The following is a 21,214-nucleotide window of genomic DNA, read 5'->3' as shown; positions in this document are numbered from 1 at the left end:
TAAATAAATATTAAAACTATTAAGTTATAAACCTATTAAATTATATTAATCTTATATTTCATCAATATATTTTTTAAATATTGGTATAAGTGCATCTGCCCGTTTTGGAGTATATCGCGGTGAAATTGCCAACACAATATAGTTAAAATCCCCCGTATCCTTAAAATCTGCAAGGGCTATTTTTTCAAACTTTACCTTTGGTTCAAGAGATAGGATGCTGTCAGGATTATCTGCATCCTTCATTTTCTTCATTTGTATGTATCCACTGTTTATGTCGTAATTCATAAAATGCTCTTTTAAAAGGTCATTTCCACCTTTTGGATGGGTGATGTATGTTAATTTACCTATCCACCTATTTGCAATTGAAAATGCCAAATAATTTCCTTCACAAATGTGTTTTGGATTAGGACTATCCCTTTCATTTACAGGTTTATGAAGGAGCTCCTCCATGATATATTTATATGACATATCCCCCAATCCCAAGTCAGCATGGGCATCAACATGCACAACCTCAAATGGTGTGGTAAGTTCGTTTTTGTGTATGAGCTCCTTCCAAAAGTAAAATGCCTCATGATGTTTTTTAATGATTCTCCCTTTGATTTTATTATTTGTTGATAATCCACACTGATTTTCTAAAAAGTCAGTTAATTTTTCTTTTTTCCAGGGGATATATTCTTTTTCATTTAATCGTTTATTGTCCTTTTTCCAAAACACTATTTTGTTTAGGAAAAAATCCAAATCTATGTCTAATATCCTCATAGTGTCCATAGAATCCCAAAAAATAATTTATTTTAATTATTATTTAATCATTTTATAAAATCATAACTTTTCCATCTACTACATCTATTTTAACAAGAGTTTTTATGTCATAACCTGTTTTTTCCTTTACCTCTTCCTTACCGTTTCCTCTTTCAATTACACAAACAATATCTTTTATGTGAGCTCCTGCTCTTTCCAAGGCTTTGATTATTGCAACCATTGTTCCGCCTGTGGATAGGACATCATCAATTATCAAAACTTTATCCCCCTTATTTATTCCATTTAAATATAATTCGCCTTTACTGTATCCAGTCTCCTGATGAACAGGTATTTCCCCTTCAAGTAAATATTCCCTTTTCCTCATGATTACATAAGGAATATCTGTATATAGAGATATTGCAGTTACAATTGGTATTCCCATGGCTTCAGCCGTAACTATTTTATCGACATCCATATCGGCAATTTTTATAATTTTTGTTGCCACTTCCCTCAATAACTGAGGATTCATCACAGGAACTCCATCAGATATTGGATGTATGAAGTAGTTATATATTCCTCTTTTTACAATTGGGCATGATTTTAAGGTATCCTCTAATAATTTCACAATATCACCGTTTTTATTTTTTCTTTTTCTTTTTTATCTTTTATTTATTTTTTATATTTTATTTTATATTAATTTTTTATCTAATTTAATTTTATCCTTGTTATTTTCGTTATTATTGCTGTTCTTTATCATTATTGTTATTTTTGCTGAATGTATTTTCGAACTCTGATAACATTACCTCAACAGAATATGCAGCTCTTGTAATACCCATACTTCTTGGGTCGGCATCTGTTCCAACTACATAAAAATTATCCCTCACTTTTGGATAAACAAAGAATTGATTAACTGCACAGGATGCCTGCTCAGGAATATGCTCCTGAAAATGAATCATATCCGCTTTACTTAGATTTAGATTTAATTTATTTTCTATAATATTCAAAGCATCCTCTTTTTTTGTATTAACAAAAGAGAATCCCAGCAAATGTTTTCCATCTGGTGCTAAACTTTTATCGTAATTTGAGGTGCATGTTGCCCAGCACGGATAATCTATCCAAACCTCTGAACCCATATATGGGAATGGGTTCTCTTCATGACCTATCCAAACAGTTAATGATTCTGTGAATTTTATATTTTTTAAATTGTGTTTATTTTTTTGAATTTCAGGTATTTTTGCAATATCTGGGAGTAATCTAGATGGAGCGGAATATATCACAACATCCGCATAATAGCTGTTTTTATTGGTTTTAACAATATAGCCATTTTTATTATTTTTATTATTTTTATTGCTCGTTTCAATGATTTTTTTAACTTCTTCCTGTTTTATATCAGTTTTATCTAAGGAATACAATATACAATTACAAATGGATTGAACTCCTCCGAGAGGATAACCCTGAGTCCAGTATCTGTTTTTATTTATAAATTTATTGATATATCTTTTAGAACCACTTTTTATGGATGATAAAAAACCAGCGTTTAATATGTCCATAATTTTATTTCTGTTAAATTTTTTGAATAATACGGTTTTTAATGGGTTTATTTTTAAATCTTCATATATAAAAGGCAATATGTCATCTTCTGGTATATATCCTGCACCGGTGAATAATCTCCACAGTGGTGTTTTTTTAGCATCTTCCCCACTTAAAAAATAACATATTGTATCAAAAAAATCAATTGATGTTTTGCTTAAATTCATATCCTTAATTACATCATAAACAGAAGTTTCCTTTGAAAAACCACTTGTCATCAAATCTATTATTTTTGTGGTAATTAAAATCTTATCCCTGTTTGGGACTATTGGGGTGGTTGTCCATTCCTGCATAGACACAGGTATATTATGTAATTTATCAGTTCTGATATAATAATCCCCATAAGGTCTAAAATTTGGAAGATATTTTGAATATTTTTTTAACAACCTTATCAACGGTCCATCATTTAACATAGTAATGGCATGAACTCCAATATCAACAGTATAACCATCTATATGCTCGCTTCTACATAATCCGCCAATTTTATCTTTTTCAAGGACTATTACATCATGACCTTTCTTTTCAAGTGCTAGGGCGGATAACAAACCCGATGTTCCCCCACCTACGACTACAATCTTCATAATTTCACCGATATTAATATTATATTAATTATAATACAAGATTATAATACAAGAATACAAATTATAAAAAAATTATAAAAAAATTATATGTGCGGTATAACTACAATTAATATAATAACCGTAGTTCCCATCACATACTTAAATATTTATTAATATAAATTAACTTCATTTAATATTTCAATATTATAAGCAATTGTGAAGAGTAAGAGTTTAACACTTAAACCATTCTTACTTACTGCCCTAATATGTTTTGGAAACTTCTCAACAAACTTTGAGAAGTTTGTTTCAATTATCCTTCTTAACTTATTTAATCTACGGTATTTTATCTTTTCTGTGAAGGATTTAAGCATATTTCTTCGTTTTATACTGTCTAAATAGACATGGTTATGTCTTAACTGGTTTTTAAAATACTCGGAGATATAACCCTTATCTCCTATAATACTGCAATAACTGAATTCTTTAATAAATTCTTTGTGGTTTTCTTTTAAGATATCTAAATCATGCTGATTGGCAGGTGTAATATACAGTAGATACAAGTGAGCCTCGTCTGTAATAACGGTAGCTTTATATCCAAAATACCAGCGTTTTTTTGAAGAATTGTATCCAACTGCACCCCTTTTTTAATGATTTCTGAGTATCCAATTTTTTCATGCCTGTTCTTTCTTATAATCTGCTTAGTTTCAATTGGAATCGTATCTATAAACAATAGGCAGTTCTTATTCAGAAATGTTTTTTGAATTTTAAATAATAAAGATTCATACCTATTTATCCGTTCAACCAGTTTGTTATATCTTATTTTTGGAAATAATTCAAAAGCATCTATTAAAATTTCGTACCCTCTCTTATATACTCCTGAGAAGTATATCATACATAAAACCGAAAAGATTATTAAGTCCAAGAGCGATATAATTTCTCTGCGGAGGTATGGTGATTCATACCTCCTTATAATTGGATAAAATTTGGAACGCATAATTTGAATCAAACGCTTAATATTAGGAACCTTTGATTTTTTCATTTTTATCTCCTTTTTTATTAGATTATTACTACTACACTTTATCCAACTTGCTAAAAATGGAAACATAAACATATTTTTATCTCCTTTTTTATTGGATTATTGCTACTACATTTATATAGTTATATGTTTGATGGGAACTAAGGTTATAATAAAACAATGATGATATTTAAATTTTATAAATAAATATATAATTAAATACAACATAAAAAAATAGAAATATAATATTATAAGAATAGTAAAATTAATAAAAAATAATATAATTAATAAAATAACATAACAAATCCTATAATAAAATTAAAATAAGGTGTTAATATGGAAAGCTATATTCAAAATCTATTTGCTGAGAGAATTGGAGGAAAAAATTTCGGTAAAGAGGATGTAATTTACAAGTTTGAAAAGATAAAAAGAGCAAAGATGGAAGCAAAAAAAAGGTTTCCAGATGTTGAATTGATAGACATGGGAGTTGGGGAACCTGACGAAATGGCAGACCCAGAAGTAATAGAAACATTATATGAAGAGGCGAAAAAACACGAAAACAGAGGATACGCAGACAACGGAATTCAAGAGTTAAAGGATGCTGTTGTTGAATATATGGAAAATGTATATGGCGTTAAAGGTATTGACCCAGTAAATGAAGTAATACACTCAATTGGCTCAAAACCAGCATTGGCATACATTACATCAGTTTTCATAAATCCGGGAGATATTACACTTATGACTGTTCCAGGTTATCCAGTAACTGCCACACACACAGAATGGTATGGTGGAGAAGTTTATAAACTCCCATTGCTTGAAGAAAATGGATTTTTACCAGATTTAGAAAGCATCCCAGAGGACGTAAAAAAGAGGGCAAAAATATTATACTTAAACTACCCAAACAACCCCACCGGAGCTCAGGCAACTGTGGAATTTTACAAGGAAGTTGTTGAATTTGCAAAAGAAAACAACATAATTGTTGTTCAGGATGCAGCTTACGGAGCTCTCACCTACAACGGTAAGCCATTATCATTTTTATCAGTAGATGGTGCAAAGGATGTTGGTGTGGAAATCCACAGTTTCTCAAAGGCATACAACATGACAGGTTGGAGATTGGCATTTGTAGTTGGAAACGAGTTAATAGTAAAAGGTTTTGCAACAGTTAAGGATAATTTCGATAGTGGTCAGTTTATACCAATTCAAAAGGCAGGAATATACTGTTTAAAGCATCCAGAAATCACCGAAAGAACAAGACAGAAATACGAAAGAAGATTAAAAAAGATGGTAGAGATATTCAATGAATTAGGATTTGATGCTAAAATGCCGGGCGGAACATTCTATCTATACTTAAAAATACCAAAAGGAACAAAGGACGGCATCGTATTCAACAACGCTGAGGAGTTCTCACAGTATTTAATAAAAGAAAAGCTAATTTCAACAGTTCCATGGGATGATGCAGGAAGCTTTGTAAGATTAGCGGCATGTTTCCCAGCATTTAAAGATGGAGAAGTATCAGAGGAAGAAGAAGACAGAATATTAAATGAAGTAAAAAGAAGACTGTCAGAAATTGAGTTTGTATTTGAATAATTTTTATTAATACTTTATTTATTATTTTTTATAAAAATTTTATTTTTTCTTTTTTATTTTTTAAAAGATTTTTAGGTGTAATTATGGAACATTTAATAGATAAAATATTAAAAATCGGAGAAAAAAACGGTTTTGAAGTAGATATTTTTTTATCAAAATCAGACAGCACAAGTGCAGATTTAGATGGAGATAGTTTAGACAGTGTGGAAGAAAATAAGGATTTCGGCATTGGTGTAAGGGTATTAAAGGATAAAAAAATTGGCTTTGCATTTTCATCGGAAGAAAATGAAAAGGTAATTTATAAAGCTATGGAAAACCTTGTTCCCGATGAATATACCAACTTCCCGGAGCTCGCAGAAAAATATCCAAATCCAAAGGGGATGTTTTACAAAGATATTATAAATATGGATGAAAAAGAGCTTATAGATGATTTAATCACCATGAAAGATATATTGGCGGAAAGTGGCATTACCATTACAGGCGGAGGCGTAAGTAAATCCTATGAATACAATAGAATAGTAAATTCAAAAGGATTGGATGTTGAAGAGGAATTTACACACTATTCAGCATCAATTTCTGGAATAAAAGACAACGAAACAGCTTATGATTATTTAACAAGAACCTATAAATTTAATGTTGAAGAAATAGCAAATACCGTTAAAGAACTACTGACACTACCAAAGAGCATTAAAACCGAATACGAAGGAAATATTGTATTAACCACAAGGGCGTTAAGTTCTCTTTTAGGATATACGCTTATACCATCCTTCAATGCTGAGAATGTCCAGAGAAACAGGTCTGTTCTTGCTGGAAAAATTGGAGAAGAAATATTTGGGGAGAACATTAATATCATTGATGACGGAGCTCTGGACAATGGTTTATATTCTGCCAAAGTTGATGGTGAAGGAACACCAACAAAAAGAACTGTTCTTGTGGAAGATGGTGTTTTAAAGAACTATTTATATGACATAAAAAGGGCGAATATCGAAGGAAAGGAATCCACAGGAAACGGAATGAGAGGATACAGCAGTTTGCCAAGTGTTTCAGCTTCAAACTTTATAATAGAACCAGTTGAAAAAATCGATAATTTTGACGAATATTTATATATAAATGGGCTTATTGGATGCCATACTTCAAATCCTATTACCGGGGACTTTTCAGTTGAAATAAGCAACAGCTACATAGTAAAAAACGGTGAAAAAATACCAGTTAAAAAAGGTATGCTTTCTGGAAACATATTTGAAATTCTTAAAGATGCCATTCCATTGGATAGGGTAGAACAGCGTGGAAAGCTTATTTCACCGCCTTTGTTAATGAATGGGAAGATAATTATATAATGATGAGTATAAATAATAATATAATAATTTATAATATTTTTATCATACATTTAGAGCTCAGTATGCTATTTAAAGGAAAAAATAAGAAATTTAAACGAAATTTAGGTTATGTTATAATTTAATTATAATTTACTACTGATAATAATCAAAAAACCATATTTTTATGAATTTAACAAACATCTTGGTGAATAAAATGGGAGTGCAGTTTAATGAATTAATCCCAAAAAAAGAAATATCGTTAAAGGATTTAAAGAATAAAACCATAGCAATTGATTCCATGAACATATTATATCAATTTCTATCAAGTATAAGGTTAAGGGATGGAAGCCCCCTTAGGAATTCAAAAGGGGAAATCACTTCAACATACAACGGTATATTTTATAAGAATGTATATATGCTTGAAAATGACATTACGCCGGTGTGGGTATTTGATGGAAAACCGCCGGAATTAAAAACTAAAACAAGAGAGGAAAGAAAAAAGGTAAAGGAAAAAGCACTGGATGACTATATAAAGGCAAAAGAGGAAGGGAATGTAGAAGACATGCAGAAATATGCAAAAAGAATCAATTATTTAGAACCAAAGGTTGTTGAAAATTCAAAAAAGCTTTTAGATTTAATGGGAATTCCTTACATAAATGCACCATCAGAAGGAGAGGCACAGTGCTCATACATGGTAAAAAAAGGAGATGCCTATGCGGTTGTAAGTCAGGATTACGATGCCCTATTATACGGAGCTCCGAGAACTGTTAGAAACATCACGGCATCAAACAAACCAGTGGAGTTAATTGAATTGGATGAAGTTTTAGGAGCTCTAAATATATCACTTGATAATCTCATAGATATGGCAATATTGATTGGAACGGATTATAACATGGGGGGCATTAAGGGAATTGGTCCTAAAAAAGCATTAGATATAGTAAAAAACAATAAAATGGAAGAGTATATAAAGGATATTGATAACTATGAAGTGATAAAAAATATATTTAAAAATCCAAAAATAACTGATGATTATGATTTGAAATTGGGAGCTCCCGACATTGAAGGATTAAAAGAATTTTTAATTGAAGAGAATGATTTTTCAGAGGATAGAATTATGCCATCTATTAAAAAACTGGAAAAAATGGTCAATAAGAAAAAAAGCCAAACCACTCTTGAATCGTGGTTTTAGATTTATATAAATATAAATATTAAGTTAATGTGTGATAATATGTTTAAAGTATATCGATTAGATGGGGTTTCTGGGATTATTGCTATATTATTACTGCTCACTTTACTAATGATTTTGGCAATACTTCTATCGCCCCTATTCATCGGAGCAGTATTATTGATATTGATTTATTTAGGATATAGAAAGTTTAAAAAATCTATTAAAGAATTTATAAAGAATATTAATAAGAAGAAAATAAAAATAAAGAATGAATCACAAAACGGAGAGGTAAAAATACATTTTGCAAAATCCATTTCAATAGAATCCGAAAAGGAGAAAAAACAGGGAATACAAAATAAAAAGAAAGGACAAAAGCCAGAAGAAAGCAAATTAACAATATCTGTAAAAGATAATAATAAAGATGATAAAGACAATAATATGATAAAAGAAATACCTCCAATAGCAATTGAAGAAGATGGTATTAAGATTATTCCAGAAGATTCAGAAACAAAAGGGTTCATTACATACTTGATAGAAAAGGGGCTTAAATTTGAAAATAATTTACTGTATTATAATGATAAATTAGTTTATCCCGTTTATAAGAAATCCTATCCAATAAATGAAATTATACGATTGTATGATAATAAACCAGAAGTTGATGTAATAATATTGGGGTTAAAAGGGGAGCCCCATAAACCAAAATTCATATACATCATACCAATAGAACATGCAAAGGAGAGAATGACTATTGACGAGCTCAGGGGGTATCTTACGAGTATATAAATTATTACTCTTCCCCTTCGGTTATTTCTTTTTTCATTGTTTTTTCATAGCTCCTTAACAGTTCATAGCATCTCGGTTCTATGTAGTTTTTTAAATTTTTTACATAAGGGCAGTCCTTAGGCAACGCCTGAGCCATTATTGCTTCCATCATGGATAGGCAGGTTTTTTCTTTTTTAAATCTGTCGTAGTATATTCTACATAGTTTCGTTTCTTTATCAAAATGCTCACAGTAGATTATTACAGGAACGCCGTCCGAATCCTTAAAAACATTTACTATGCAACACCTACCACATCTTTCACAGAGCTCATCTGGGAAGAGCTCACCGCTTATTTTAATTACCATATCTCGATTGTATTTTAGTGTTTTATATTTTGAATGAAATAAATCCATAGTATCATCAAATTTATTTTTATTTATTTATTTTTTCTTTTCATTTTTTTCTTATGTTATTCTTTAATATATTATTTAGATAGTTTTTCATGTCTTTATAAATATTATATGTTTTTTCAGATTTTGGCAATGTATTATATATCCTTTTTAAATAATTTCTTTCCTTTATTATTTCAAAGGTTCTATGGAAGTTTATATCATAAATCCATGCCATTTGGAGCAATTTTAAATCATTGATGGTTTTTACTTTCTCATATCCCACAATTTCCTTATTTTTTACAGCGTAGTATGTTTCATCAGAGATATATGGTTCATCCAAAAATCCAAGCCCAATTTTTTCATTGTCTGATTTTTTTTCATAATAATCAATCACAACACGCCAAATATCCAGTTTATCTGCATCACGAATTAGTTTTGCAAATAATAAACTTTTAGCATCTAAGTTATTGGGTATTTTTGCTTTGTTGTGATATTTAATTGCATTTATAATTATTTCAACATGAGAGTTGTCGAGCTCCCCTAGTATATTATTCTCCAATAGTATTTTTATACCCAATAATGCATGGTCTTCGGATTTAGCATCTGAAAATGTTTTATATTTTGCATACTGTTCAAATCTTCCGATGTCATGGAATAATGCAATAGTTTTTGCTAAAAACATGTCGAGCTCATTTAGGTTTAAACTATTTCCAATATCAGTTATTTCATCGCATACGCGGTAAGTATGGTAAATTTTTAAATTTATGTTTTCTTGGTCTTTTGGGTCTAAATTATATTTGCTTACATAATCTTTAAACCAATTTACAAATACCGAATATTTTTGCATCGTTTTCATTATTCCACGTTATAAGTCTATAAAATTATTTATTTTAAACTATATATAAAAAAATTATGTTTAAACATATAAAAACAAAATGAAATAGTAAAAAATAGAAATAGAAATAAAAAATAATTTCATTTTATTTAATAAAATAAAGATTTATTGAAGCTTAATGTAGTATTTTAAATCACTATCTCCATTAGGGAATAATTCTGGATGAACCATCTTGGCATAGTCCTCCATATATCCAATCGGGTCTTTTGCTTCCCATATATAATAATCAGGTTTTGAAACATAGAATCTTCCATTTTTATACGCATTGAAGTTTTCAAAGCCTGATGTTGGATATTTAGCCAATAAGTCTTCTTTTGTTTTTATATCACTACACTGTCTTAATATGACAACATCAGCATTCGTTGCCCTTTCCATAAATGTTTCAGTATCTAATTTTTCAGAACCTGTTCCAGGTATGTCATTAAATGCATAATCTCCTCTGAAATCATTTATTAACTTACTGTAAAAATTTTGAGCCTGTGGAATACTTGGCGTGCTTGTATCGCTATATTTCCAGAAATTAACAACTTTTGGGTAGTCTTTTGCGTTTCTTGTTGTCCTTAACAACTCGTTCTTCTTCTTCCATGCACTTTGGAAGTAATCGTTTGTTTTGTTGTATTTGTCTTCTCCCCAGAAGGCAGCGGCATATTTCACCCACTCTATCCTTCCTAAGAATGTTGGTTCATCATATGTGTAGAACCTTGATACAGTAATTCCCAATTCTTTCAATTTAGCTTCCATTGTGTCATGGGACGACCAATCTCCTAAGAATACAATATCAGGAGTTGTATTAACTACTACTTCATAATTCATACTGGATGATGTACCAATATTTGCAACCTTACCTTCGTCGTATCTTTTTGTGAGCTCCGATGAATATTTCAAGACGGAGCTCGGAACTCCTTTTATTGTATCATAGCATGAGGAATCGTTTAATACATCAGCTGTTGAAACAATTGGGCAGTAAAATATAGTATCTATGCTTTTCACTGGTGTTGTGATTACCTTTGCATCAGGAATATTTGGTGGTGTTGCACCTTCTTTTAATAAAACAAATTTGTATCCTTTTGAATCTTCCATATAACAATATCCTTCATCCCAGTGCGGCTCTAATTTAAATGTTTTAGCAAATACAACTGGACTTCTAAATGTATCGTAGTTTTTGAAGAGATAAACCACATCTGCAATATCTATGGAATTATCGCAGTTCAAATCTCCATCTTCAAGGTCAAGGTTTCTGTTCTTGAACAGATAAACCACATCTGCAATATCTATTGAACCATCGTTATTTACATCTCCTATTTCTGCTCCCATTGTTGCGGGAATCAGCGATATTAATGTCAAAATAGAGAGTATTAATATTCTCTTCATAATAACACCTTTTTATCTAATTGGTAATAATTAATTAAATATTTATATTATAGTAATATTATAGTAATTAAAATAGTATTTAAAATTTACCATTCAATTTTAAATAATTATTAAACTGGTATTAAATATATTAAAAAAATTATTTTTATTTAATTAATATTTGAGTATGTATAAAAAATATTAAAAAATAATTATTTAATTTTAAATCTAATTAATATTACTCCCACTATAAATCCAAATAATAACGCAAATGAATAGTATGGTATAGAGTTTTGACTTGTAGTTGTTATGGTTTTGTTTATAACATAGTTCCTAACGGTCTCAACTTTATTTACCTTCAATATTACCTTTGTATTGTTGAAGTTTATGACTTTTGTATAATTGTTTATTACCATCGGTGGTTTGGATTTAAATTCTATCTTTTTTTCAAAATCCCACTGATAGAATATGATATCTATTTTGCTGTTTGCGTTATTTCGTATATTTGGATAATAAACAACATTCCATTTAATTTTGCATGATTTTGACACATTTATTGGAATAATAAGATTTTTTGTTCCATTTGGATTTAATATAATGTGATACTGGGTTTTTGGCGGATGATAATTATTTCCGTAATCCATAAAATTGATATACCCATCAACTTTATAATTTAATGGATTTTTTAAGGTTATATTTAAATAAATGGTTTTATTTTCATTTTCCTTGTCCAGCATGAAGGAATCATTGGAAATTGTATAATTTACTGGATTAATATTTTTAATGGAGATAATTCCTTCCACTTCGTCTGTTCCATTTAATGGGTCATTAACAATACATCTTATTTTATATATTGAATAATTTGAATATATATGAATTGGATTTTCCTCTGTTGAGTTTTTCCCATCTCCAAAATCCCATACATATTTTAAATCGTCGTTATCCTCATCATAACCTAAGGCATAAAAATGCACTTCTTTGTTATTAACTATTTTGTAGGCTATTTTTAATTTTGGTGGATTATTGGATTCCCTCTTTACAATATTTACTGTTAAATTTTTAACTGATAAGTTTATTTTTGTATCATTTGCGTATATAGATAGATTTTCAAGATATATTATTGAAGAAATATTTTCATTAATCTTTGGAGACAATTTAAACTTTAAAATACTAAATGTCCCATTTGTTCCGTTTATTAGTGAAATGTTGAAATACAGGTAGCTGTTATTAAAGGTAATATTTGAAGTGTTTATTCTATCATATATGTCAGAATATTCTGAAATTCCATAATCTGAAACATCAAATAATGAATTATTTATGAAGAGATATCCTGAAAAATTTGTCAAATTTTTGTCAATATTGCATACTTTTAACTTAATTTCTTTTGAGTAGCCTATTGAGATATTTGTTTCTTCATTGTATCCAGAATCTACGTAGAACATTAATCCCTTATACTCTGAGATATTTTCCTGTTCTTCTTCTGTTTTTATTGTTATGTTCTTAATCTGCTCTCCATTTATCGTTAAATTCATTGAAATGTTATAGTTAGCATTATTGACATTTACTGGTATTTTTAAAAGATTGAATATGGTTTTATTCTCATCCTTTTCATTTGGAATGATAAAAAATGAAATATTGTTATTATATATGGTATAGCTGAAATTATTACAAAATATGTCCATTAGGGTAGGGCTGTTTTCTATTGTTATATTTTTAAATGAAATGCTACCTGAAATATTCTTTATAGGAGTTTTTGCCCCAGTTATGGATAAAACTGCATCAATATTTTTATTCAGGTCAAAATCTTTTAATGTAATGGTTCCTAAGGTCTGGTTTAATGGATTTATTGTTATGTTTGAATTTTTTAAAGTTATGTAATATTTTACCCCATTGGCATCAGATACAGAAGTTTGAGTTAAATCTACTGAATCATTTCCATCCTTTAACGCCTTAAATGATAATGTTGCTACTGTGAAGTTACCATAGGGTTCATTAGACATCCACAATAGACTTATTTTTCCAGATGAAACATCTACTGTTTTTAAATTTGCAGTATTGGATGTACCACTTAACGTAATGTTCGTTAAATTCAAAATACTTGAATCATAAGATATAGTAGTTTCAAATCCACCACATTTTGTATCAGCAGGGACATTTTTTACAACTAAATCTAAATTAAAGGTATCTCCAACATAGGCATTTATACTCTCTGGGGTCAATTCTACGGATACATTTTCACCACATACTCCTGATAGAAAAACAAAAAAGGATAAAAATAAAATTATGTATTTCATGGTATCATCCTTCTAAATAATAATCCAAATGTAATTCCTGAAAAAATACCTCCAACAAAAATAGACGCTAATAAATTATAATCTAAACCATTTTTTCCATCAGTGTTTATTATAACCGTTATATTCGGCTTCTCCTCTGAAATATTTATTTCCTTTACAATAATTTCAGGCACACTTTGGTTTGTGATTACATTTACATTGTTAATTATTGTCGATGAAGACGAAGATGATGAAACTATATTGTCATTCAATTCTCCATTTAAATTAGCAGAACCTGTGTAATTTCCTATTTCCTTAATATTTACTGTGGCGCCATAAAATTTAGTGTTAGGATAAGGCTCTTTATATTGTGATGTTTCACCATAGTTACGCCAATACATATTATCACTATCATATTTAACGCCCCATTCGGAGCTCACCTTACCACTAACATTCAAGTTAGTTTCTCCTTTTTTTATGGGGTTAAAGGTTATTGTCCCGAGGTTTATGGTATTATCATATATTATCTCATCAAACATTATGGATAAATAAAAAATTCCATCTTCGAATTTATATTCCTTTATTTTAACATCCTTACACTTATCGCTCCAATTAAATCCAATGGGGCTTAGATAATCCTTCGAATAATTTATACAAATATCCACGCCTTGACATCCACCGTCTTTTATTTCTGAGTCACTATATGATGATGGCATGCCTAAACTTTCCTTTGGAGGTATATTTTCAACTGTAATATTAAAATTTACCAAATCTCCATTAGTTTCTATGTTATCAGGGGTTAATTTCACAATGATATCATCCAATGCAAAATTTTCAGTAAATAATATCAAAAAAATAGGTATAATTAATAATTTATTTATTTTCATTTAACCACCAAGTATGGATTTTAAAAAATTCGTTATGGCATCAATTATTGATAATAAAAAATTTTCATCGGATTCAACTGTTTTGTTGTTATCAACTATTATCAAATCGGTAGTTTTTTTATCAACTGGAATCCTATGTCCATTTTCATCAGATGCTATCGATTTAAATGTAAATGTCACATTACCTTCTTTTAAAGCTGTTGCATTTATAGTCATTAAATGAAAATCTGAATTTAATGGCTTTCCAAAAGTGGTAAATCTTATAGATACTGATGAATCTTTCTTTTTAATTTCGTAAAATTTCCCTGCTTCTTTTTTTAGTTCTTCATTTCCTGCAATGCCTGTTATTTTTATATCATCAACTTTTTCGATAGGAATTTTCACTGTGCATTCAAAACCTAATATGTCCTTATTTTTTAAATTAACATCTATATTAATGGTAAAATTATCTCCTTTACTAACCTTGTTGGGCATATCTACATTTAGATTTACATCATCTGCCAATACTATTGGGATTGATAGAAGGAATATGGTAATAAAAAATACAGTTTTTTTCATAATATCGCCACTCATATAATATTTTTTAGTATATTAAACATATGTTTATATATTATAAATTAAACCGTAATATATAAATATTATGAATTTTTTTAAACTTTTCTTGTATAATATTAAATAAAATACAATATATGATTAGAATATTACTTTAAAAACTTTTTGGGTGATGTAATATGTCGAAAAATATAAATACTCATCCCATGATAATACTTAGTGTATTATCTTTATTAATATGTATTTCCCCAACATTCGCAGATGGGGATTACAACCATAGATTAGGCGATGTAAATGCAGATGGTTCAATAGATATTGCAGATGTAGTTTATCTCTTCAAAAATAGAAATCTCGACCTTGAAGATGGAGATTTAAACGCTGATAATTCAATAGATATTGCAGATGTAGTTTATCTCTTCAAAAACTATGATAAAATGAGAGAACCTATTCACTACGCCAAAGACATAAAAATTACTTACTATGACGAAAATGGAAATGAAGTAAATCCATACAACGGCGATGCATACTCCTATAAAATAGTTGAAGATGCCACAGGGCAGAAATTCTTATTAAAAAATGCATCTCAATCCATACCAACCTGGGCGGATGGAAAGTATGATAAAATCCTAGATGTTCCATTAACAAATGTCGTTGTGATGAGCTCTACACAGATAGCATTAATGGAGCCATTGAACAATGACGGTTCAGTAATTGATTCAGTTAAAGGAATCATGTGGGGCGGAAGCTACACGTGGTATTTCGACGATATTAAACAGGGGCTTGATAACGGCTCCATAGTTGATGTTGGTTCATCATACAGTCCAAACTATGACAAAATAATAAACATATCTCCACAGGCTGTATTCGTTTATCCTGGATACAGTGGAGATGCCATTATTGCAAAATGTAAAGATTTGAATATTACCTATATTGCGGATGCAGAATATTTAGAAGACTCATATATCTCAAGATGTGAATGGGTTAAGATGTTTGCCGCATTTTACAACAAAGAGGATGTGGCAAGCAAATACTTCACAAAGGTTGAAAAGAAGGCATTAAATGTTAGAAGATTAACAAGAGGTAAAGAACCTGTTCTAGTTGCATGGGGTAAAAATTACCCATCCTATGGTGGAACCTATGTGCCTAAGGCTCAATCCTATGTAGCTAAGGGAATAATGGATGACTGCCATGGGGATTATATATTTAGCGATTATCCTGGAACAGGCAGTGCAAAGATTGACTATGAAACATTTGCAGAGAGAGCAAAAAATGCTGATATTTGGGTCGTGCCATCAAATACAAACTGGCTATCAAACTTCAAAGATGACCATCCCGGATATGACACATTTAAATCAGTTCAAAATGGTAAATTATTCTGTATAAGTGAAGATTACTGGCAACTCGGACTTATGAATACTGACCAGGTGTTGATGGATTTGGGAACAATCATACACCCAGATGCATTCAGCGGAAGAACTACACATTACTTCCTTAAATATGACCCAGATACGGGAACAGCAACAGCATATACTGCAAATTGAATTAATTAATTATTTTTTGATTTTTTGGGTGATACATCATGAAATGGAAGTTATTTACACTCTCGGTTTTGATGATTTCTTTGTTGGGAGTGTGTTATGCAGAAAATGTATCCGTAGGATTAGCCCCCGACAATATAAATGCCTATGTTGGAGATACATTCAACTTAGATTTAGTTGTAAAAAATGTCCCTGCTGATACAAAATGTGGTGGATTTGAAACTACTATATCTTATGATTCAAGTATTTTGAATTTAACGAACATTACGTTAAGTGATATTGCAAATAATGCTGGTTTGAAGGATATCGATGTTTCGTCTGGAAAAATAAGTTTATTGTGGATGTCTAATGAACCCTATGGTAACTTCACAGTAGCAACATTATCATTTAAGGCGTTAAAGGATGGAAATGATTCAGTAGATTTAACTCAAACTTCTGTATCTGATGCCAATGGGGTAAAATATTACATAACTTTAAAAAATTCAAACATAACAATACTATTAAAACCAATAGCAGATATAATAACTCCTACGACTGTAAGTGGAGAGCTCGGAGAGAATATAACTGTTCCAATAATCATATCTCCAAAAGAAAATGAAACCCTAAGTGAAATTAGTGGAACGCTGAGCTACGATAAATCAATAATGACACCAGTTGGTATATCATCAAATGCAGGAGTTGTTTCGTTTAATACTTCAAATGACCTCTTTAAAATAGAGAACCTTAATAAATCAACAAATTTCACAGTAAATATTACTTATAATATAATAAATGTTGGAAATGCTACAACTCAGTTGAAGGATGTTACTATCAAAGATAATGAAAATTACAGTGTCATTAAAAGTTCAGATATTACCAAAATAATTATTCCTGGGTCAGATTTAACAATTAATGATATTTTAGTATTAAACTTAAAATCATATCAAGAGAATACAATACCAATTGTAATTAAAAATATCGGCGAAAGAAACGTTTCAAATAATTTTTCAGTGGCATTGTATATTGATGCCCAAGACCTTGGAACAAAAACTATCTCAGGATTAAATGTGGGTGAAACAAAAACCATAAACTTCACATTCATGCCGACAGAAAATAAAAACTATACAATTGTTGCAGTAGTTGATTCAAATGGGGAAATAAAAGAAACTAATGAAAATAATAACCAATACACAAAAACAGCTGAATCAGTTGAAGAACCTATCGCATTAAATTTAATCCCATCAATAAATTTAACAAAAACAGGCGAAACATTTACAGTAGATATATCATTAAATAATATTACCGCAGATAGGCCTGCAAAAGGCATTGACGGAGTTTTAACCTATGATTCAAAAATATTGGAATGCACAAATTTCACATTCTTAATAAACTCGTCAGAAGGACTTAAAAACACAACATTTGAAGATGGAAAGGTCATATTCAGTATAATGGATGGAAGTATAAACACATCAACAACCATAGCAAGAGCAACCTTTAAGGCATTGGACGTAGGAAACTCAGAGATTGCGATAGATGGAGTCGTTGTGTCCGACATAAACGGATACAAGTTTAATAATCTAATTATCAATCCAAAAACTGTTGTAGTTCAGGGACCAAACATTAAAATCATCGACATGAAAATTTCAAATCCATCAATATATAGGATGCCGGCAACAATAAACATAACATTAACAAACAATGGTCATCAGAATATAACAAATAAGTCGTTTGATGTCCATTTATACATAGATTCAAATGACTTGGGAACAAAAACAATAGGCGGATTAAATATTGGAGAAACAAAAGTAATAACATTTAACTGGACACCAGATGACACAAAAACATATACAATCGTTACAATGGTTGATGAATCCAATTCTATCAAAGAAGAAAATGAAAGCGATAATAAACTGGTTAAAAACATAAAAGTTGTTGAAGTGCCTGTTTATTTGAAATTATATAATATATCTGAAACTAATGGAACCATTGTAGCATCCATTGATGCAGAATCTATAAGTTCTAAAAGACCTTGTAGTGGTTATGATTTTAACATAACCTTCAAAAATATCGAAATTTTAAATGTAAGTGGAATTGGCATAGTTAATTGGAGCGTAAATAATGGCAGCCTATTTATAAGTGGTTATAACTTCACAAAATCTGGAACATTTAACCTTGGAAATGTAACATTCAAAGTTATTAATGAAAATGATACCTATTCAGCAATACTAAAACATGCAGTATTGTCAGATTGTGAAGGCTATATATTTAAGAAAATATTTATAAACAACACAATTATGGGGGAAGAATTAAAAGAAGCATTGAAAAATATTAATATGGACTCCGAGGCATTGAAGAACGTTGATTTGGATAATATAAAAGTAATATCTGGAAATGACCTTAATATTACAGTAATTCCTGTAAAAAATGACAGCATTGAGATACCTCATCTTGAAAATATATCAATAAACTTTACTGGAGAACATATTGAAACTTTAAAAGAAGTGATGCAGAAAGCCATCGAACTTAAAAACACTAAAATTAACGATGAAAACGAGATGAATAAAACACTTGATAATATATTGTCAGAGATTAAACCAATCCTAAATGAAGGATTTAACATAACAAACATAACAAAAGAAGAAGCTAAAAAAGAAAATAGTAAATTAATATCTACAATAAAATTCAAAGCAATAAACACCTCAAAAAAAGGATTTTCAATAATAAGAATCCCAATAGGAACTTTGGATGTTGAAAATATAATCGTAAATAATGGAACAGAAAATATAACCTTGAAAGAAAACGATATTACCAGCAAGATCGGGTGGTATAGAATACCTGTTGAGGGAGTGTTGGAACTAACCTTAATCAAAGACCCAGAAGTAAATATTATACTTGCTGCAACACTGCCAACTACTACTGGAACCACCACAATATCAACATCATCAAGCTCTAGACATGGGACTATAAACTATCTGGATGTCGCACAGGACATCAAATCAGAGAAAATTAAAGAAATTGTCCATAATGCAAAATTAATAATCGGTTCAGAAATAGATAACAACCTATCAGCAAAATGTCTTAAAAATACCACCGAATTAGTAAATAAATCATTGGAAATAACCGAAGATTGTATCTTAGTTGGAGGTCCTGTGGCAAACCCATTGGCTAAAAAATACGCATGGACATTCAAAGTAAAAATCACCAACGATTACCCAGGTGCAAATAAAGGAGTAATTCAAAAACAGATAATAAACGGCCATACGGTAATATTATTAGCAGGTTCTGACAGATGGGGAACAAAAGCAGCAGTAGAATACTTCAAAACATTGGATGACATTCCATCAGAACCAATATTCGTAGAATGGAAGGATGGAAAAGCAGTAAAGGTTGAAAAACCTTAAATGTCTATATTTTTCCATTTCCTTTTTTAATTTTTTGTTAAGTGTATTTATGGAATTTTAACTTATTCAAAGACTTTTGACATGCATCCAGCAATAAAACCGGCGATGGCATCATCTAAAAATATATATCCTTTTTCGTCGAGAATTCCCACAATCCCGGGTTTTTTTGCATCATACCATCTAAAATTAAATATCGCCTTTGTCCCGGCTATTTCGTTGGCTATTGCCATACCAATGACTTCATCTACATATATATAATTGGGGTCTTCATCATAATTGAACGGTAAATTTCCCCTCATACCCTCCTCTTCAAGTTTTACAGCACCTATTATTAGAGTGGATACATTAGGGTTGTTTAAGCTGTTTAAAATTGTTTCTTCAAGTTTTTTTCTAATATTTTCTTTTTCAACATCATCAGAAATACAAAGTTCCATTCCACAATCTATCATATTTTCTATATTAACATCATATTTCTCTAAGGTTTTTAAAATATTGGAAATATTATCATCCATGAGCTCACCCATTTTTATAATTCATTAACTATGTTATAATTGAAAATATTTTTATCTAATAATTGTCTAAATTTTATAAAAATAACTTCGTGATAAGTATGAGTAAAACAACATATGAAATATTAGAAATTATATATGCTTTTGAAAGGCAGAAAACTATCATATATACTGTTGCTATATTATTTTTAATGTCATTTGTTATTTCATATATTTTATTTTATTTAGATATTGGAGGGATTAAAGAAATTGGAGAAATGACTTTTAAGCAATTTTCAGAATATATAAATTCATTAAATCTTGAAAATAAATCCTCATTTGATATATTCTACTATATATTGACTCATAATTTAAGTGTTGAAATTTTAGAGTATGTATTAACGATATTTTCAATATTGATTGTAATATCAAATGCCTTTATTTTGGCTTATGTATTATATATAAACAACCCCTTAACATTTATATTATTGGTATTACCTCATGGTATTGTGGAAATCCCTGCACTTATACTTTCCAGTAGTTCTGGAATAGTGCTATTTAAAGGGATGATAAAAAAATTAAAAAAGAATAATAATTACATTATGGATTGTAAAGATTCTTTAAGATTATTATTTATTTCCATACTGTTATTTGTAATTGCAGGAATAATTGAGAGCTCCGTTACCTTCGAGATAAAAAAACTTATAATAGGATAATTTTCAATAAA

The 21,214-nt window shown here is 29.8% G+C and carries 19 protein-coding genes; 7 read left to right on the top strand and 12 right to left on the bottom strand.

Annotated elements, in window-relative coordinates; translation table 11 throughout:
- Window positions 1–51 precede the first annotated feature (51 nt).
- From Mjas_RS07475 to Mjas_RS07455, 5 genes are all read right to left on the bottom strand, one after another.
- Entirely contained in the window at window positions 52–759 is a 708-nt protein-coding gene (locus tag Mjas_RS07475; RefSeq protein ID WP_421078605.1) for a UPF0489 family protein, read from the bottom strand.
- Window positions 760–811: 52 nt separating this feature from the next.
- A complete protein-coding gene (hpt, locus tag Mjas_RS07470) occupies window positions 812–1,366 on the bottom strand; it encodes a hypoxanthine/guanine phosphoribosyltransferase (protein ID WP_421078604.1) in 555 nt (184 codons plus the stop codon).
- 109 nt (window positions 1,367–1,475) lie between these two features.
- Window positions 1,476–2,909, bottom strand: a complete 1,434-nt coding sequence (locus Mjas_RS07465; protein ID WP_421077538.1) for an FAD-dependent oxidoreductase — start codon at window positions 2,907–2,909, stop codon at window positions 1,476–1,478.
- 149 nt (window positions 2,910–3,058) lie between these two features.
- Window positions 3,059–3,463 (bottom strand): transposase, encoded by a 405-nt coding sequence (locus tag Mjas_RS07460; protein ID WP_421078603.1) that lies wholly within the window; start codon window positions 3,461–3,463, stop codon window positions 3,059–3,061.
- The gene (locus Mjas_RS07455; RefSeq protein WP_421077537.1) at window positions 3,403–3,996 is read right to left on the bottom strand and encodes a hypothetical protein; all 594 of its coding nucleotides are present in this window, start codon (window positions 3,994–3,996) and stop codon (window positions 3,403–3,405) included. The genes Mjas_RS07460 and Mjas_RS07455 overlap by 61 nt, the downstream gene beginning before the upstream one ends.
- A gap of 240 nt (window positions 3,997–4,236) precedes the next feature.
- Here Mjas_RS07455 and Mjas_RS07450 point away from each other — a divergent pair, with 240 nt between their 5' ends.
- The 4 genes from Mjas_RS07450 (at window position 4,237) to Mjas_RS07435 (ending at window position 8,754) form a co-directional block, all read left to right on the top strand.
- Window positions 4,237–5,487 carry an LL-diaminopimelate aminotransferase gene (locus Mjas_RS07450; protein WP_421077536.1) on the top strand — a complete coding sequence of 417 codons (1,251 nt, stop codon included), beginning with the start codon at window positions 4,237–4,239 and terminating at the stop codon, window positions 5,485–5,487.
- A gap of 83 nt (window positions 5,488–5,570) precedes the next feature.
- The gene (locus Mjas_RS07445) at window positions 5,571–6,824 is read left to right on the top strand and encodes a TldD/PmbA family protein (RefSeq protein WP_421077535.1); all 1,254 of its coding nucleotides are present in this window, start codon (window positions 5,571–5,573) and stop codon (window positions 6,822–6,824) included.
- Between the two features lie 193 nt (window positions 6,825–7,017).
- Entirely contained in the window at window positions 7,018–7,992 is a 975-nt protein-coding gene (fen, locus tag Mjas_RS07440) for a flap endonuclease-1 (protein ID WP_421077534.1), read from the top strand.
- A 39-nt stretch (window positions 7,993–8,031) separates the two neighbouring features.
- The gene (locus Mjas_RS07435; protein ID WP_421077533.1) at window positions 8,032–8,754 is read left to right on the top strand and encodes a hypothetical protein; all 723 of its coding nucleotides are present in this window, start codon (window positions 8,032–8,034) and stop codon (window positions 8,752–8,754) included.
- Between the two features lie 4 nt (window positions 8,755–8,758).
- Here Mjas_RS07435 and Mjas_RS07430 read toward each other — a convergent pair whose 3' ends face one another.
- From Mjas_RS07430 to Mjas_RS07405, 6 genes are all read right to left on the bottom strand, one after another.
- Complete coding sequence (locus Mjas_RS07430) at window positions 8,759–9,145, bottom strand: YcgN family cysteine cluster protein (protein ID WP_421077532.1); 387 nt, start codon at window positions 9,143–9,145, stop codon at window positions 8,759–8,761.
- Window positions 9,146–9,185: 40 nt separating this feature from the next.
- Complete coding sequence (locus Mjas_RS07425; RefSeq protein WP_421077531.1) at window positions 9,186–9,980, bottom strand: HD domain-containing protein; 795 nt, start codon at window positions 9,978–9,980, stop codon at window positions 9,186–9,188.
- A gap of 144 nt (window positions 9,981–10,124) precedes the next feature.
- Window positions 10,125–11,390: an ABC transporter substrate-binding protein gene (locus Mjas_RS07420; RefSeq protein ID WP_421077530.1), complete on the bottom strand. Its 1,266-nt coding sequence runs from the start codon at window positions 11,388–11,390 to the stop codon at window positions 10,125–10,127.
- A 191-nt stretch (window positions 11,391–11,581) separates the two neighbouring features.
- The gene (locus Mjas_RS07415) at window positions 11,582–13,663 is read right to left on the bottom strand and encodes a PKD domain-containing protein (protein WP_421077529.1); all 2,082 of its coding nucleotides are present in this window, start codon (window positions 13,661–13,663) and stop codon (window positions 11,582–11,584) included.
- Entirely contained in the window at window positions 13,660–14,529 is an 870-nt protein-coding gene (locus tag Mjas_RS07410; protein WP_421077528.1) for a hypothetical protein, read from the bottom strand. The genes Mjas_RS07415 and Mjas_RS07410 overlap by 4 nt, the downstream gene beginning before the upstream one ends.
- On the bottom strand, window positions 14,530–15,087 hold the full coding sequence (locus Mjas_RS07405; RefSeq protein WP_421077527.1) for a cellulosome anchoring protein cohesin region: 558 nt from the start codon (window positions 15,085–15,087) through the stop codon (window positions 14,530–14,532).
- Window positions 15,088–15,260: 173 nt separating this feature from the next.
- Here Mjas_RS07405 and Mjas_RS07400 point away from each other — a divergent pair, with 173 nt between their 5' ends.
- Together Mjas_RS07400 and Mjas_RS07395 are read left to right on the top strand one after the other, a co-directional pair.
- Window positions 15,261–16,622, top strand: coding sequence for an ABC transporter substrate-binding protein (locus tag Mjas_RS07400; RefSeq protein WP_421077526.1), 1,362 nt, complete (start codon window positions 15,261–15,263; stop codon window positions 16,620–16,622).
- 38 nt (window positions 16,623–16,660) lie between these two features.
- A complete protein-coding gene (locus Mjas_RS07395; protein ID WP_421077525.1) occupies window positions 16,661–19,999 on the top strand; it encodes an S-layer protein in 3,339 nt (1,112 codons plus the stop codon).
- Between the two features lie 62 nt (window positions 20,000–20,061).
- Here Mjas_RS07395 and Mjas_RS07390 read toward each other — a convergent pair whose 3' ends face one another.
- Window positions 20,062–20,511, bottom strand: coding sequence for a phosphatidylglycerophosphatase A (locus Mjas_RS07390; RefSeq protein ID WP_421077524.1), 450 nt, complete (start codon window positions 20,509–20,511; stop codon window positions 20,062–20,064).
- Window positions 20,512–20,609: 98 nt separating this feature from the next.
- Between Mjas_RS07390 and Mjas_RS07385 the strand changes: the two genes are divergently transcribed.
- Entirely contained in the window at window positions 20,610–21,203 is a 594-nt protein-coding gene (locus Mjas_RS07385) for a stage II sporulation protein M (RefSeq protein WP_421077523.1), read from the top strand.
- Window positions 21,204–21,214: the final 11 nt, after the last annotated feature.

Source organism: Methanothermococcus jasoni (genome assembly GCF_049075655.1).
GTDB lineage: Archaea > AGJL01 > Methanococci > Methanococcales > Methanococcaceae > Methanofervidicoccus.
The sequence above is the reverse complement of the archived record's forward strand: the minus strand, read 5'-3'. Positions and strand labels throughout refer to the sequence as shown.

Excerpts from the sequence above, each read along its gene's own strand:
- Mjas_RS07405 (WP_421077527.1), bottom strand. The coding sequence starts at position 15,087 with ATGAAAAAAACTGTATTTTTTATTACCATATTCCTTCTATCAATCCCA.
- Mjas_RS07385 (WP_421077523.1), top strand. The coding sequence starts at position 20,610 with ATGAGTAAAACAACATATGAAATATTAGAAATTATATATGCTTTTGAA.
- fen (WP_421077534.1), top strand. The coding sequence starts at position 7,018 with ATGGGAGTGCAGTTTAATGAATTAATCCCAAAAAAAGAAATATCGTTA.
- Mjas_RS07450 (WP_421077536.1), top strand. The coding sequence starts at position 4,237 with ATGGAAAGCTATATTCAAAATCTATTTGCTGAGAGAATTGGAGGAAAA.
- Mjas_RS07430 (WP_421077532.1), bottom strand. The coding sequence starts at position 9,145 with ATGGATTTATTTCATTCAAAATATAAAACACTAAAATACAATCGAGAT.
- Mjas_RS07420 (WP_421077530.1), bottom strand. The coding sequence starts at position 11,390 with ATGAAGAGAATATTAATACTCTCTATTTTGACATTAATATCGCTGATT.
- Mjas_RS07410 (WP_421077528.1), bottom strand. The coding sequence starts at position 14,529 with ATGAAAATAAATAAATTATTAATTATACCTATTTTTTTGATATTATTT.
- Mjas_RS07455 (WP_421077537.1), bottom strand. The coding sequence starts at position 3,996 with ATGTTTATGTTTCCATTTTTAGCAAGTTGGATAAAGTGTAGTAGTAAT.
- Mjas_RS07390 (WP_421077524.1), bottom strand. The coding sequence starts at position 20,511 with ATGGATGATAATATTTCCAATATTTTAAAAACCTTAGAGAAATATGAT.
- Mjas_RS07445 (WP_421077535.1), top strand. The coding sequence starts at position 5,571 with ATGGAACATTTAATAGATAAAATATTAAAAATCGGAGAAAAAAACGGT.
- Mjas_RS07395 (WP_421077525.1), top strand. The coding sequence starts at position 16,661 with ATGAAATGGAAGTTATTTACACTCTCGGTTTTGATGATTTCTTTGTTG.
- Mjas_RS07475 (WP_421078605.1), bottom strand. The coding sequence starts at position 759 with ATGAGGATATTAGACATAGATTTGGATTTTTTCCTAAACAAAATAGTG.
- Mjas_RS07415 (WP_421077529.1), bottom strand. The coding sequence starts at position 13,663 with ATGAAATACATAATTTTATTTTTATCCTTTTTTGTTTTTCTATCAGGA.
- Mjas_RS07465 (WP_421077538.1), bottom strand. The coding sequence starts at position 2,909 with ATGAAGATTGTAGTCGTAGGTGGGGGAACATCGGGTTTGTTATCCGCC.
- Mjas_RS07435 (WP_421077533.1), top strand. The coding sequence starts at position 8,032 with ATGTTTAAAGTATATCGATTAGATGGGGTTTCTGGGATTATTGCTATA.
- Mjas_RS07425 (WP_421077531.1), bottom strand. The coding sequence starts at position 9,980 with ATGAAAACGATGCAAAAATATTCGGTATTTGTAAATTGGTTTAAAGAT.
- Mjas_RS07400 (WP_421077526.1), top strand. The coding sequence starts at position 15,261 with ATGTCGAAAAATATAAATACTCATCCCATGATAATACTTAGTGTATTA.